18 protein-coding genes are annotated in these 13813 nt (G+C 64.9%); 10 read left to right on the top strand and 8 right to left on the bottom strand.

Annotated elements, in window-relative coordinates; genetic code table 11:
* Window positions 1-37: 37 nt before the first annotated feature.
* Together QOU61_RS25860 and QOU61_RS25855 are read right to left on the bottom strand one after the other, a co-directional pair.
* On the bottom strand, window positions 38-436 hold the full coding sequence (locus tag QOU61_RS25860) for a hypothetical protein (protein WP_289654025.1): 399 nt from the start codon (window positions 434-436) through the stop codon (window positions 38-40).
* A gap of 34 nt (window positions 437-470) precedes the next feature.
* Window positions 471-704, bottom strand: coding sequence for a hypothetical protein (locus tag QOU61_RS25855; RefSeq protein ID WP_289654024.1), 234 nt, complete (start codon window positions 702-704; stop codon window positions 471-473).
* Window positions 705-804: 100 nt separating this feature from the next.
* Here QOU61_RS25855 and QOU61_RS25850 point away from each other — a divergent pair, with 100 nt between their 5' ends.
* The 6 genes from QOU61_RS25850 (at window position 805) to QOU61_RS25825 (ending at window position 8028) form a co-directional block, all read left to right on the top strand.
* Window positions 805-1629, top strand: a complete 825-nt coding sequence (locus QOU61_RS25850; protein WP_289654023.1) for a helix-turn-helix domain-containing protein — start codon at window positions 805-807, stop codon at window positions 1627-1629.
* A 173-nt stretch (window positions 1630-1802) separates the two neighbouring features.
* Window positions 1803-2465, top strand: a complete 663-nt coding sequence (locus QOU61_RS25845) for a DsbA family oxidoreductase (RefSeq protein WP_289654022.1) — start codon at window positions 1803-1805, stop codon at window positions 2463-2465.
* A gap of 385 nt (window positions 2466-2850) precedes the next feature.
* Entirely contained in the window at window positions 2851-4155 is a 1305-nt protein-coding gene (locus tag QOU61_RS25840; protein WP_289654021.1) for an MFS transporter, read from the top strand.
* Between the two features lie 108 nt (window positions 4156-4263).
* Window positions 4264-5604 (top strand): MFS transporter, encoded by a 1341-nt coding sequence (locus QOU61_RS25835; protein ID WP_289654020.1) that lies wholly within the window; start codon window positions 4264-4266, stop codon window positions 5602-5604.
* A 29-nt stretch (window positions 5605-5633) separates the two neighbouring features.
* Window positions 5634-7172, top strand: a complete 1539-nt coding sequence (locus tag QOU61_RS25830; RefSeq protein WP_289654019.1) for an amidohydrolase family protein — start codon at window positions 5634-5636, stop codon at window positions 7170-7172.
* Window positions 7173-7281: 109 nt separating this feature from the next.
* Window positions 7282-8028: a GntR family transcriptional regulator gene (locus QOU61_RS25825; RefSeq protein ID WP_289654018.1), complete on the top strand. Its 747-nt coding sequence runs from the start codon at window positions 7282-7284 to the stop codon at window positions 8026-8028.
* A gap of 19 nt (window positions 8029-8047) precedes the next feature.
* On the opposite strand, the gene QOU61_RS25820 is transcribed toward QOU61_RS25825, so the two are convergent.
* Both QOU61_RS25820 and QOU61_RS25815 read right to left on the bottom strand, forming a co-directional pair.
* Complete coding sequence (locus QOU61_RS25820) at window positions 8048-9250, bottom strand: GNAT family N-acetyltransferase (protein ID WP_289654017.1); 1203 nt, start codon at window positions 9248-9250, stop codon at window positions 8048-8050.
* A gap of 408 nt (window positions 9251-9658) precedes the next feature.
* On the bottom strand, window positions 9659-10048 hold the full coding sequence (locus tag QOU61_RS25815; RefSeq protein ID WP_289654016.1) for a hypothetical protein: 390 nt from the start codon (window positions 10046-10048) through the stop codon (window positions 9659-9661).
* 318 nt (window positions 10049-10366) lie between these two features.
* Here QOU61_RS25815 and QOU61_RS25810 point away from each other — a divergent pair, with 318 nt between their 5' ends.
* Window positions 10367-10597, top strand: a complete 231-nt coding sequence (locus QOU61_RS25810) for a hypothetical protein (RefSeq protein WP_289654015.1) — start codon at window positions 10367-10369, stop codon at window positions 10595-10597.
* Between the two features lie 70 nt (window positions 10598-10667).
* On the opposite strand, the gene QOU61_RS25805 is transcribed toward QOU61_RS25810, so the two are convergent.
* Complete coding sequence (locus tag QOU61_RS25805; RefSeq protein WP_289654014.1) at window positions 10668-11129, bottom strand: PaaI family thioesterase; 462 nt, start codon at window positions 11127-11129, stop codon at window positions 10668-10670.
* Between the two features lie 331 nt (window positions 11130-11460).
* On the opposite strand from QOU61_RS25805, the gene QOU61_RS25800 reads away from it, so the two are divergent.
* The 3 genes from QOU61_RS25800 (at window position 11461) to QOU61_RS25790 (ending at window position 12562) form a co-directional block, all read left to right on the top strand.
* Window positions 11461-11784, top strand: a complete 324-nt coding sequence (locus tag QOU61_RS25800; RefSeq protein ID WP_289654013.1) for a hypothetical protein — start codon at window positions 11461-11463, stop codon at window positions 11782-11784.
* A gap of 90 nt (window positions 11785-11874) precedes the next feature.
* Complete coding sequence (locus QOU61_RS25795; protein ID WP_289654011.1) at window positions 11875-12117, top strand: hypothetical protein; 243 nt, start codon at window positions 11875-11877, stop codon at window positions 12115-12117.
* Window positions 12118-12226: 109 nt separating this feature from the next.
* A complete protein-coding gene (locus QOU61_RS25790) occupies window positions 12227-12562 on the top strand; it encodes a hypothetical protein (protein WP_289654010.1) in 336 nt (111 codons plus the stop codon).
* A 34-nt stretch (window positions 12563-12596) separates the two neighbouring features.
* Here the strand turns inward: QOU61_RS25790 and QOU61_RS25785 are convergent, their stop codons facing one another.
* The 3 genes from QOU61_RS25785 to QOU61_RS25775 all read right to left on the bottom strand — a co-directional run bounded on the left by QOU61_RS25785 (window position 12597) and on the right by QOU61_RS25775 (window position 13482).
* Window positions 12597-12833 carry a hypothetical protein gene (locus tag QOU61_RS25785; protein ID WP_289654009.1) on the bottom strand — a complete coding sequence of 79 codons (237 nt, stop codon included), beginning with the start codon at window positions 12831-12833 and terminating at the stop codon, window positions 12597-12599.
* 82 nt (window positions 12834-12915) lie between these two features.
* Window positions 12916-13110 carry a hypothetical protein gene (locus QOU61_RS25780; RefSeq protein ID WP_354142474.1) on the bottom strand — a complete coding sequence of 65 codons (195 nt, stop codon included), beginning with the start codon at window positions 13108-13110 and terminating at the stop codon, window positions 12916-12918.
* Window positions 13111-13230: 120 nt separating this feature from the next.
* Complete coding sequence (locus tag QOU61_RS25775; protein WP_289654008.1) at window positions 13231-13482, bottom strand: PilZ domain-containing protein; 252 nt, start codon at window positions 13480-13482, stop codon at window positions 13231-13233.
* Window positions 13483-13813: the final 331 nt, after the last annotated feature.

The raw sequence follows: 13813 nt of genomic DNA, 5'->3' as shown, positions 1-13813 counted from the left end.
AAGGCCGCCGCAGGTACGGCGGCCTTTGAAAATGCCGCTATGCGGCGGCCTCGCCGGCGCTTCTGCGCAGGCCGATATATTGCAGTTCCGCAAACAGCCCGGTGCCGATCGCCTGCGCCGCAATGACGACCTCGCCGGCAAGGTTTGGCGACAGCGCTCCTGACAACAGCAACGCAATGCTGGCGATGGTCCAGGCGACGTTACCGGCGATCACGAGGGTGACCAGCCCGCGGTGCATCACGACGCGTGAGCCAAGCCAGCCGACGAAGATCGTGTAGGCGATCAGGAACAGGCCGCTCTCGCGCAGCAGCGCCTCCGGCAGGCTGAAGAGCGACGCCAGCGCGGTGGCGTCGAAGGTGAGCGCGAGTGCGGATACGCCGCTGACGACGGCGTCCAGCAGCAGGGCACGGCGCAGGAATGGCGAGGGGTTGATCACGGCAGGTCTCCTTTGCTTGGGGTTGAGGGAACGGTCAGCGCGGCTTTCGGCGCAGCGTCTGCGGGCGACGCCACAGCCGGATCGGGCACAGCGATTTCAAGAAGCGGTTCTCGGCCGCCTCGACATGCGCGAACACGAACAGCCCGGTCGCCTGAACCAGCGGCTCGGGCATGTTGAGGACGCGCGCGGCAAGCCAGGTTGCGAGGCCGGCGAGCCACGGCAACAGCTCGGCGGCCTGAGGCAGCAATCGCAGCAGCAGCGTGCTCATGGTCATCTCCTTGAGGTCAGAAGATGAGGCCGGCACGGGCGTATTTCGATTACGTCGCAGGTAATGGAAGGCATGAACGTCGCGTGGTAGGTTTTTCGCCATGAACAGGCATGTATCCACCGTGCGAACCGAGCGATCCCAGCCGCTTCATATCGGCGACCACCTGCGCGAATGGCGGCAGCGCCGCCATCTCAGCCAGCTCGATCTGGCCGTCGATGCCGAGATCTCGGCGCGTCACTTGAGCTTTGTCGAAACCGGTCGTGCCTCGCCGTCGCGCGAGATGGTGCTCAAGCTCGCCGAGCGGCTCGACGTGCCCCTGCGCGAACGCAACGTGCTCTTGGTCGCGGCAGGATACGCGCCGGCGTTTCCGCAGCGCTCGCTGGATGATCCCATGCTGAAATCGGCGCGCCAGGCCATCGACCTGGTCCTTCGGGCCCACGAACCCAATCCGGCGCTGGCCTATGACCGCCACTGGAACCTGGTCACGGCCAATCGCATGGTGGCGCCATTGCTCGACGGCATCCCGCAGCGTCTGCTCGGGCAGCCCTTCAATATCCTCAAGCTCGCCTTTCACCCCGAAGCGCTGGCGCCGCGCACGGTCAATCTCGCCGAATGGTGCGGGCATCTGCTGGAGCGGCTGCATCGGCAGTGCGAAGCCACCGCCGACCCCGAACTGCTCAAGCTCTATGACGAGCTCAGGTCCTATCCGCTGCCCGCGCGCTCGGCGCCGCTGCCGCCCGACAACAACGTCGCCATTCCCCTGAAATTGCGGCATGACGGCGAGGTGCTGAGCTTCATCTCGACCACCATGGTGTTCGGCACGCCGGTCGACGTCACGTTGTCGGAGCTGGCGCTGGAGACCTTCTTTCCGGCCGACGAACCAACGGCCGAGCGGATGCGAAAGATCGCGGCCGGCCTCGGCTAGAGCGTTTTCGAGCGAAGTGGGTAGCGGTTCGCGTGAAGAAAACGCGTCAAAACAAGAATCTAGAGCATCGGTTCTGATTCCATCAGAACCGAATATGCTCTAGCACCACCGGCTTGTTTGCCGCGCGGTTCGGCCTATCTTGTGGGCTCCGTTCCCTGGTGAGGATCAGGCCCATGACGCTGAAGCCCCTCAAGATCGACGTCGTGTCCGACGTGGTGTGCCCGTGGTGCTATATCGGCAAGAAGCGGATCGAGGATGCGCTGAAGCTCGTGCCCGATGTTCCCGTCGAGCTGCAGTTCCGCCCGTTCTTTCTCAATCCCTGGGTACCGCGCGAGGGCATCAGCCGCGAGGAGTACCTCACCGCGAAATTCGGCTCGGTCGAGGCCTATAAGGGCATCGCCGGCCGCGTGGTCGAGGCGGCCAAGGGCGAGGGGCTGTCGTACCGGCCCGATCTCGTGCAGCGCCAGCCCAACACTATCGATAGCCACCGCCTGATCCACTGGGCCGAGGCCATCGGCAAGGCGCCGCAGATGAAGCAACGGCTGATGGAGTTGTATTTCCGCGATGGCGGCGATCTGACCGACGTGGATGTCCTGGTGAAGGCCGCGGCCGATGTCGGGCTAGATGCCGACGATGTGCGGCGTCGCCTTGCCACCGACGAGGACGTCGACCTGATCGCGGGCCAGGCGCAGGAAGCATCGAGCAAGGGCATTTCCGGCGTGCCGACCTTCGTGTTTGCGCAGAAATATGCCGTGTCTGGCGCTCAGGCTCCCGAGCAACTCGCACGCGCCATCCGGCAGGTCTCGGCGGAGATCAATGCCGAGGCCGCCGAGTAGGACGATCGCCGACGCTTCAGCGAGGCATGATCGCAAGACGGTGCCCCATCTCGCCTCGGGCGCGATTGATCCGCGCTGCTGGAAGCGGCGCGCTCTGCCGTGCTTATTCCTGCACTGATTGGCGTTGCTCCCGCTTTGAATCGGAAGCCGTCGCCGCGATCGCGGGCTTTTGCCGCATGACCGCGATCAAGGCGCTTTGCTCAAAAATTGGTCCGATCACGATCAATAAGCAGGCAAATAGTACGTGATATCAGTTAGATAATATTTATTGTATGCAACATTCAAAAAACTGTTGACCGTTCCGAACGAATGTTATCCGCTACCGGAAAGAAAAAGACGCCGGACACGCGACGGCATCGGGCGGGACAACAGGGGTGGGTGGGGCATGCAGAACAGTGTCGCGACGGTCGCAATGACCGCGACCATGAAAGCTTCGAGCGTTCGCTGGAAGCTGTTTCTCCTGATGCTGCTGCTGTTCTCCGTCAACTACATCGATCGCGCGTCGCTGTCGGTGGCGATGCCGCTGATCGCCAAGGAATTCGATCTCGACCCTGCGCTGCAGGGGCTGATCCTGAGCGCGTTCTTCTGGACCTATACGCTGATGCAGGTGCCGGGCGGCGTGCTGGCCGACCGCTACAAGCCGCGGCTCGTGATCACGGCCGCGACCATGGGCTGGGGCCTGTTCCAGGCCATCGCCGCCGTCTCCGTGAGCTGGTGGGGTCTTCTGCTGACGCGGCTCGGCCTCGGCGCCTTCGAGGCGCCGCTTGGGCCCGCATGTGGCAAGCTCAACGCAATCTGGATGACGCAGAACGAGCGCGGTCGCGGCGCGGTGCTGTTCAACAGCGGCGCGGCGCTCGGTGCGGCGCTCGGCGCCATCATCGTGGCCTGGCTGATCGCGCTGCTGGATTCCTGGCGGCTTGCATTCCTGATCGCCGGCGTCGGCACGGTGCTGTGCGGCTGGTGGTCGTGGCACTACATCCGCAATTCGCCGCGCGAGCACCCTTCGGTCAACGAAGCCGAAGCGCTTCACATCGAAGAGGGCCATGCGTTGGAGGACAGCGCGGCGCCCGACAGCTCCGGCGAAGGCTGGAGGGCGTTTTTCCGCTACCGGTCGGTGTGGTGCATGTGCTTCGGCTGGATGGCCTACAACACTGTGTTCTACGGGCTTTTGACCTGGCTTCCGAATTATCTGTCCAAGGTCAACAATCTCGACATCAAGACGCTCGGCGGCGCGTCCTTCCTGATCTTCTTCACGGGATTCGTGGGCCAGATCACCGGCGGCTGGATCGCGGATTTCTGGCGCGGCAAGGGCGGCAGCTTCAACGCGGTCTATCGCACGCTGTTCGGGATCTCGGCCGCGTTCGTGACGGTGTCGCTGTTCCTCGTAGCCTATGCGCGGGACCTGACCACCATCGTGTCGCTGCTGTGCGCGACCATGTTCTTCCTGACCTGGTGCGGCATGTATTGGGTCATTCCGTCGTTCCTGGCCGGTCGCGAACGGGCCGGATTGCTCGGCGGCTGCATGAATCTGTCCGGCAACATCGCCGGGATCGTGGTGCCTGTCATCGTCGGCGTCATCGTCCAGTCGACCGGCTCCTACTTCCTGGCGCTGATGTTCTTCGCGGCCGCGGGGCTCGCGCTTTTCATCAACTCGGCTCTCATCGACTACGGCCGCCGGCTGCCGGTCTGACTGGCGGCCATCGTGTGCCCTCGCGGGCACGCCTCACACAGGGGACCGCCGTCCGCGCCGCCCGAGAGGTTGCGGATCAGCGACGGCACAAACAGGGGGACTGCACCGATGAGTTCGCTCAACACGCTGGGAAATGCGGCGCTGACTGGCGCTGCTGCGGCCGAGACCGAGCAGAGCGCGAAGCTGGACGCGATCTACAGGAAAGTGCTGCTGCGCATCGTGCCGCTGCTGTTCGTGCTGTTCCTGATGGCCTGGATCGACCGGGTCAATGTCGGCTTCACCAAGCTGCAGATGAACGCCAGCCTCGGCTTTTCCGAGACGATCTATGGGCTGGGCGCCGGCATCTTCTTCATCGGTTACGTCATCTTCGAGATCCCGAGCAACCTGGTCCTGCAACGGTTCGGCGCGCGCCTGACGCTGTCGCGCATCGCGATCGGCTGGGGGCTCTCCAGCATCGCGTTGATGTTCGTGACGACGCCTGCCGCGTTCTACGTGCTGCGCTTCATCCTCGGCGCCTGCGAGGCGGGACTGTGGCCCGGCCTCGTTCTTTATCTCACCTACTGGTTCCCGACGACGCGGAGCGCCAAGGCGCTGGCATTGATCGGCTGCGGGTCGTCGGCCTCCGGCATCCTCGGCGGACCCTTGGCCGGCCTCATCATGGACCGGATGGACGGGCTCAACGGGTGGGGCGGCTGGCAGTGGGTATTCCTGCTGGAAGGCGTTCCGTCGGTGCTGCTCGGCATCGTCCTGGCCTGGCTGCTTTCCGACAAGCCGCACCAGGCGCGCTGGCTGACCGATCAGGAACGCGAGCTTCTGGTCACGGACCTCAAGCGCGACGATGAGCAGGTCGGCGCGCGCGAGCATTCCTTCGGCAAGGCGCTCGCGTCGATGCAGGTCTGGACCTTCGTCTTGATCTATTTCTGCATCATCATGGGGCAATCGGCGCTGGTGTTCTGGGCGCCCTCCATCCTGAGGGATCTCGGCATCGCCAGCGCCTCGACGATCGGCGCCATCATCTCCGGGATCTTCGTGATCGGCATCACCGCGGTGATCCTGAACGGCTTCTTCGCCGACCGGACGAAGCAGCCTCGGCTGCATTGCGGGTTCGGCGTGCTGGCAGGCAGCATCGGATGCGCCGTGCTCGGCGTGCCTGCGATCCTCGGCTCGCAATTCGCGATCCTCGCGCTTTGCGTCGCGCTTCCCGGCATCCTGTGCTCGATCCCGGTGTTCTGGCAGTTGCCGAACAAGATCCTGATCGGTACGGCTGCGGCCGCAGGCCTCGCCTTCATCAATTCGGTCGGCAACCTCGCGGGCTTTGCCGCCCCGTTCCTGATGGGCGCGATCAAGGATGCGACGGGCCAAGTCACGGTCGGCCTGTGGCTGGTGGCGGCGGTGCTGTTCCTGGGCGCCGTGGTCACGCTTTCGCAGCGGGGGACACGGGCGGCGTGACCGGGATTTCCAACACGGAGGCAGTCGGCATGAGCTCCATCGTACGCAGCCGAGCCATGATCACCCGCGCGATCGACCGGCACACCGTCGAGGAAATCGCCGACGGCGCGCTGGTGCAGGAGCACGGCGTCATCGTCGCCATCGGTCGCTTCGACGAGATCAGGAAGCGCTATCCCGATCTGCCGGTGATCGGCAGCGGCAACGAGATCATGCTGCCCGGCTTCGTCAACGCCCACCATCATGTCGGCCTGACCCCGGTCCAGCTCGGCTCGCGCGACATGCCGCTCGAGCTGTGGTGGATCACGCGAATGGTGTTCCGCGATCTCGATCTCTACCTCGACACGCTCTACTCGGCTTTCGAGATGATCGCCTCGGGCGTGACCACGGTGCAGCATTTGCACGGCTGGATTCCGGGCACCCTCGACGAGCTGCTGCTCAAGTCGAACCAGGTGCTGAGCGCCTACCAGGATATCGGGATGCGCGCGTCCTACTGCTACACCGTGCGCGACCAGAACCGGCTGGTGTATCAGAGCGACCAGGACCTCATCGCCTCGCTGCCGGGCGAGTTGCAGGGGTCGATGCGAAACTGGTTCGCCCGTTTCAAGACCAGCCTCGACGACAACATGGAGCAGTTCAGGCGGCTCTACGCCGAGCACAACGCCAAGCGGCGGATCAAGATCCAGCTTGCGCCGGCGAACCTGCACTGGTGCTCGGACCGGGCGCTGACGATGTTTTCCGACCTGTCGCGCAAGCACGACGTGCCGATCCACATGCACGTGCTCGAAACCGCCTATCAGAAGGCCTATGCGAAAAAGCGCGGCGGGGGGACTGCGCTGGACTATCTGGAGCGCTTCGACCTGGTCAATTCGCGGCTGACGATCGGTCACGGCGTCTGGCTGTCGGAGCGGGAGATCGACCGGGTGGCGGAGGCCGGCGTCTGCATCTGCCACAACTGCTCGTCGAACTTCCGGCTGCGCTCGGGCATCGCGCCGCTCAACCGCTTCGAGGCCAGGGGCATCAACACCGCGATCGGCATGGACGAGGCCGGCATCAACGACGACCGCGACATGCTGCAGGAAATGCGCCTCGTGCTGCGCGCGCACCGGACGCCGGGCATGGTCGACGACGACGTGCCCACCACCGCGCAGGTCTTCCGCATGGCGACGATCGGCGGCGCCCGCACCACGCCGTTCGGGGAGACCATCGGGACGCTGGAAGTGGGCAAGGCCGCCGATCTCGTCCTGATCGACTTCAATCAGATCGCATGGCCCTATCTCGATCAGGCAACCCCGCTGATCGACGCGGTCGTGCAGCGCGCCAAGACGGAGGGCGTGAAGCTCACCATGTGCGACGGCGAGGTGCTGTATCAGGATGGCGAGTTCACCCGGCTCGATCGCAAGGAGATCCTGGGACGCCTGCACGATGTGCTGCAGCGGCCGCTGACGGCGGCCGAGCTCGAGCGCCGCCAGCTGTCGGCGGCGCTGTTGCCCCATATCCGAAAGTTCTACGCCGACTACATCGATACCAGCCGCCACGAGCCGTTCTACCGGATGAACTCGCGGGTCTGATGGGCCCGGCGCCCGTGCTGATGCGCCTTGCGTGCCGGCCCCGAAATTGGGATACGGTGTTGGCGCCCTCATCAACGGGCGCAGCGACGAGGAGTGGCGAGGACTGGAAATGACCGGGAAAACCCCGCCGCGCAAACGTGGCCGGCCGCGCAAGCAGAAGCCGCTGACGTCGACCTCGCAATTCAGGTTGATCAGGGCGAACCTGCACGAGCGGGCGTTCGAGCGGCTGCGGGCCATGATCGTTCGGGGCAAGCTGCAGCCTGGAGCCCAGCTCATCGAGACCGAATTGTGTGACCTGCTCCAGGTCTCGCGCACGCCGCTGCGTGAGGCGCTGAAGCTGCTCGCAGCGCAGGGGCTGGTCGAGCTGCGGCAGAATCGAAGCGCACGCATCGCGCCGCTTCGTATTGAGGCGATCCGCGACCTGTTCGAGACGATGAGCAATGTCGAACGGCTTGCCGCGGAATCAGCCGCTGTGCGGATAACCGATGCGGGGCTGCGCGAACTGCGCCGGCTGCAGGACGAAATCCAGAGGTTCGGCCAAGCCGGCGATCTCGACGGCTATTTCGCGGCCAACCAGAAGATCCATTCGGCGATCGCGGCTGCGGCGGCGAACACGGTGTTGCTCGAGATTCATGAGCTGCTGTTTCCGCGCGCCGAGCGCGCGCGGTTTTTTGCGCTGAGCTCGCGCCGGCGCTGGCAGGAGTCGATCGAAGAGCATCTCGCCATTCTCGAGGCGCTCGAGGCCCGCCAGGCGGATACCGCCGGACGGCTGATGGCCGACCATGTCTATCACACGGGCCAGGAAGTCCTGCAGATACTGGCCGCCGACCCCGCGCTTTCCGGCGTGGCGGCATAGTTCGAGGCCGCCTCTCCGGTCAGTGCGCGGCGTCGTGCGGCCGTCGGTCGCGCCAGCTACGGATCAGCCGCGCGCCGGATCGCGCGAGATCGAGCCCGTGCCGGCGCGCCAGCAGCGCGCCATGGATAAGGCCGACCACCGGATCGTTTCGGCGCAGCGGGATCAGCACATCGCCGACCGCAAAGCGGCCGCGCCAGATCGGGTTGATCATCGGATGGTCGGCGCTCGCGGTGGAATCGGCGGAAGCGATCGTGGAATCGGCGCAGAGATGCCGGGTGAGATCGAGGGTGAGCTGCACGCCCGGCGAATATTTCGCAAAGCGCTCGTCGACGCCGATCTTGAAGAAGAAGGCGCGGCTTTGCTGCCGCAGCACGATGCCGGACGCGACCGGCGTTTCGCCGGTGCGCAGCGTGACGATTTCGCACTGACCGGTTTCCGCGAGCGCGCGCGTCGCGCGACGGATAAACGTCGCGTCGCCCTGGTCCTGCGCCAGCGCCGTGCCGCGCGTGCCTTTCCAGCCGCTCGTCTCGAGCGCAAGGAAGACGTCCAGCGCGGCTGCGACGTCGTCGGACGATCGCGCGACGTCGAAGGTGACGGTGCCGTGCTCGCCGAGCCGGCGGCGCTGGCGGCGCAGTTCCTTGAGCTTCTTGGCGCCCAGCGCATCCTGCAGCAGGGCTTCGGCATCGCGCGTGGCGTCAAGGCACGCGCGCAGGCAGGATTGCAGCACGCGTGGGCGCAACCCATCGCGTGCGAGCTGAGCGCCGATCGCCTGCATGGCGGCGCCAGCGAGCGACATGTCGCGCAGGATGAGGGCGCGCGCGCCGGATGCGCGGGCATTTTGCAGGAGCTGGCCCGCCGCCTCATCCGCCATGTCGCGGTCGAGCGGTGGCGTGCAGAGGGTGCCGTAGGGATGCGCGCTGACGAGCGCGGGCAGGGGAATCTTCCAGGCGCGCCGCAGCTGCACCACCGGCAAAAGGCCGATCAGCTTTGTTTCGCGGCGCGCGGCAAGCGCCAGCGCGTCCGTGCGGCCGCTCGCCGAGGCGTTCACCGCCAACTCCCAGCCGGGCAAATAGTAGCCGTTCGGCTCGATGGCTCGGGCGCAGAGCGCCTGCCACGCGGCGGGCGGCAGGCAAGTGAGCGGGACGAGCGCGTGCGCGTCCGTCGCCGCGCCATCCTGTCCGGATGCGCGACCAAGCATCGCTCCTTCGGCGAGATCGACCACGTCCACGTTTCCCCGCTCTGTACGCGGGAGAAGCTAGCCGAAAGGTTGGAAAATCCCGTTGGCGGAGCGCCGCAATTTGAACGGTAGTGTTAACGGGCCGTTCAGCATGCGTGCGGCGCGCACCACTTCCTGGATGCGAACGTCAAATCCAAAGCTCCACTAGAACAATAATTTTCGAGTGTGGCGGTTCAGAAGTCCGCATCATTTGGCCCGCGAGTTCGTCATGCGGACTTCTGAACCAAAGCCACACTAGATCAATAAGTTGCTCGTGTCCTTCGATTCCGAAGTTCGCAAACGAGCCTGCCGCAGAATGATGCGAACTTCGGAATCGGGACACGAGTGGTTCTTTGATTCTAACATTCGCAAAAGAGCCTGCCGTGAGGCGATGCCAATGTTGGAATCGGACCGCTAGATCGGCTCATAGGTCTCGGAAACGCAGTTGTCATCGGCGTCGATGCGTCGGCGGTCGACGATCAATCCGCCGCTGATGACGATGCGATAGATCTGTGCGGTTAACGGCGCTCCCGTCGCGGACACCAGCTGCAGCGCCCGCACGCAGGCGGTCCAGCCCTGGCCGCGTACGTCGCGGTGCGGCTCCGATACCTGGACCTGCGCTGGGTTGGGGTTGGTGGTGAAGAACGAGGCCAACTCGTGGCGGACGATCTGCTTGACGTCGGGCGGCAGCTCCGGCGGCGGCGGATCGGCTTCCTTGGCGCGCATGAATTCCGGCAGCGGAGAACGGCTGTCGGCAAAGCCGCAGGCGCCGAGCACAAGCCCGCTACCCAACAGCAACGCCATCAATGGGATCTTCCCCCGCATCCCCAGGACCCTGTTTCCCCCGGGGCCTCAAATAGACGTTGCGGGGCTTCGGCGCATCCCCTCGTTATCAAGAATTAATGATGACGGCGCGGTCGCGTCGGCTAGTGTGGTGGTTCGGAAGTTCTCTTCATCCGTGCTGCGAGTTCAAGAGAACTTCGAACCAAAACCACACTAGAATCACAAGCTTGCTAGTGTCCTTTCGAATCCGAGGTTCGCAAGAGAGCTCGCCGCAAAATGATGCGAACTTCGGATTCGGGACACTAGAGTCGGGGCCAGGCGGGACAGGGGAGGACAGGCATGAAGCGTGTTGTGGTCGCGGCCACCGCGCTCGCACTGATGGCGGTGCCGGCGCAGGCGCAAATGGGCGGCGGCAAGCGCCACCGTGACGACGACGGCAAATCCGAGCAGAAAAAGCCGCAGGTCGACGAGAAGGCGTACAAGGCCGCGCTGGACAAGATTCCGGAGCCCAAGGAGAAGTATGACCCCTGGGGCGCCGCGCGTCCGGCCGATCCCAAGAAAACAAAATGAAGAAAAATGAACGAGCGGCGGGGCGGGATCACCGCGGGCTGTGAGGCGGATCGACGCGCAGCGGCCTCCGCTACAGCATGGCGAAAGCGCTCGAGACCATGGCCACCGGCTTGTTGTCCTGCGCCGATAACAGCGTGACGCGGCCGAAGCTCATGGTGCGGCCGCGGCGCACCACGCGCGCATCCGCCAGCACGTCCGAGGACGTCACCGCGCGCATGAAATGCGTGGTCTGGTCGACCGTGGTCATCGGCCGATAGCCGCGGTTGGAAGCGAGGTTGGCAACCACCATCGCGGTATCGGCAAACGCCATCAGCGCTTGGCCGCAGACCATGCCGCCATTGCGGCAGAGCCGCTCGGAGAATGGCAGGCGCAGGATGGCGCCCGGCTGCCAGTCGGCTGCCGCATCGACCGGCCCGTCGCAGTCAAACCGCTCGAGGATGAGGCTGAGGTCCTGCACCCAGGGCGCAAACACCTCGCCCATCACGCGTTTTGCGTCCGCGATGCCGAAATCGGCGGCATTCTGTTGTTGCATCAGCGAAATTTCCTTCTCGTCGATCGGTCGCAGCGGCATTGTGAACGGATGCCGCCGGCTTGAAAATGCCCAGCTTGCCGCCTTAGAATGCGTATCGGGTGGGTAGTATCATGTTTCGCCGGTCTGTCCTTGTCGTCAGCTTCATCGCGCTGGGCCTTGCGCTTGGCGGCTGCACCAAATGCGGTCCGATCTGGGACGACTGGGTTCACGGTCCCAAATCCTGCAAATCGGACCAGTTATAGGTGCATCCCCGCCATGCGACGCCTTGGGCGCTTGGGCCGCGGCGGCGGGCGATGATATGATTCCGCAAACGAAGTCGAGGGAGCATCCCATGAGAGTTGTGCGCGTGGCGGGGTTAACCGCGTTCCTGGCGGGCCTGTTGCTGGGCGGGCTTGCGGCCGCCACCGCGCCGGCCCGCGCGCAGCAATTGCCGAACATCAACCTGCTGGCGGACGGCCCCAGCAAGACCCAGGACGAGAAGGACGCCGAGGAGGCGCGGGACAAGGCCTACAAGGAAACATTGAAGAAGATTCCGGATGCCAAGGTGTCCTCGGATCCATGGGGCGGCGTGCGCGGACCGGACAGCGCCAAGACGCCGCCTGCCAAGGCCACCGCCTCGGCCAAGCCGAAGAAGGCCGGCAGCAACGCCAACTGAGCGGCCTGGGCAGGCAAGGCTCGCGGGACTCGGATTCCGTTACCGCCATGCCCATATTGGGCGTGTCGTTGTGAGTACCGGAGTTGCGACATGCCATCGCGTCCGCGCGATCTTGCCGACCGGATGGCCGCTGCGCGGAAGGCGGCGCGCACGCCGCATGACGGCTTTGTGCGCGAGACCTTCACCCTGCCGCGCGAGACAGCGCGCCAGAAGGCCCGCGATTTCCTGACCCGCTATCCCAAGGCCGGCTACATGAGCGCGGTCGAAAGCTGGCGTGAACTGCCCGGCGGCAAGATCGAGTTCACCATGCGCCGCCTGCCGAGCGCCGACTAGGCGCCACCCGCGCGCTGGCTCCAGCCCAGGAACCCGATAAACATTGAGGTTTTCCGCTAAGGGGTGCTGAAATATCTGCGTTCAGGCTCGCCGGCCTCGCGGGACATCGATGGCCAGACACCGCAAAGACCTGGGCGATCGCAAGCATATGCGGATCGAGATCTGCAAGCCGGGATTCCTGATTCCGGCGCCGGACGCGCCATGGATCGAGTGCTTGATTCTCGACGTCTCGCACGATGGCGTATGCCTCGACGTCGGCTCGCTGCCGGTAGCGAAGATTTTCGGCGTGGCGTTCACGGCCGGCGGCGAAGTCATCAGGGTATGTGCGCTGGTGTGGCGGCGCGGTGAATTGGTCGGCGCACGCTTCCTCAGTGCAAAGGAGCTGCGGCAGCCCTTCGCGCGCGCCGACGCGGATTCCGGCAAGGCGACCGCGGCGCCGCGCTGAAGCGGCGTGCCGATCGCGCGTTGTTGATGGCCGGCTATTTGGGCGGGGCGGCCGTTTCGCGGGCGCGGCCGAGCTCACCCTTCAACCAGCCAGTCACGTGATCGGATTTCAGCGGATCGAACGGATCGCAGACGGCGCACTGCATGACCACGACGCCCGCAGCCGAAGGCAGCGGCGCGCGCGCCAGCTTGCGCCCGCAATGCGGGCAGACGCCCATCAAGTGATCCTGTCCCATCGCGTGAGCATGATCCTGCGACATGGTCTCGTCCATTCCAAAGAGAGGCACGATCGGAGAATTTTTGGCGCGAGCGCGCGACCGCCTGGCATCCACTCGCCGATTTCCGGCACGCGCGCTATTCGAATATCTTTTCCGGCGCAACCGTCAGCCGATAGGCAACCTCGGTCGAGCCGTCATGCTTCTCGAGCAGATGGTTGCAGAGCGGGCAACGAAACTCGGCAGGCATGCCGCGCCGCGAACCGAGCTCGATGCGGCGGAAGCCTGCCCCGCATTCCTCGCAGATGACGTCGCCCTTTCGCATGGCGGGCATTATGCGCCGACATCACGACCATTCCAAGACGCCAGGCGCGCTGACGGCGCGTTTTGATCGGTCCGTGATCGCGCTAGTCCGACGGCTCGCTCGCGCGGGGCTGGCTGCGCGGCGCTCGGTTCAGCGAGGCGCTTCGTCAAAGGCGATGCCGATCCGCTTCTCCTTGCGCCAGACGATGTGGCAGGGCTTGCGCAATCCCTCGCTGGCGATCGCCAGCACGAAGCGATCGGGAAACCACAGCGGCGAGTTGATCTCGAGGGCGGCGCCGGTCGCCGACAGGTTTCTCACGGTGCAGGGAAGGGCGTCACCGCCGAACTCGACGGTCCCGGCCTTGAGAACGCGATGACGAGGGGCGATGCGCTGCTCTTCCATGGCGCCTGGGCCGTGGCATTCCTGTGATTCGCTGCGACACGCTAAGGCGCAATCCTGACAGAAGGCTTACAGGCTGGATCCAGATGCCGCTTTGTCGCAGCACCTTGCCGTGTCGGTGGTGCAGCGACCACAGCCGATGATGCAACGAAGCCGTGTTTTCCACGAAGAACTGCCGGGTTCTCAGACAAGGCATTCCGGAAAACGCCTATCCCGCAGTGCGGGGTCAAAGCGCGCCGCAGCATCCGCTGCCGGCACCCATGCACAGGGATCGCGCAGGGCCTTTGCGCCTGTACTTCATCAGCTCCAAGCAAAACGGCCCCGACGCGTTGGC

The sequence above is a fragment of the Bradyrhizobium sp. NP1 genome (genome assembly GCF_030378205.1).
Lineage (GTDB): Bacteria > Pseudomonadota > Alphaproteobacteria > Rhizobiales > Xanthobacteraceae > Bradyrhizobium.
Note: the sequence above shows the minus strand (reverse complement) of the source record. Positions and strands in the feature narration are given on the sequence as shown.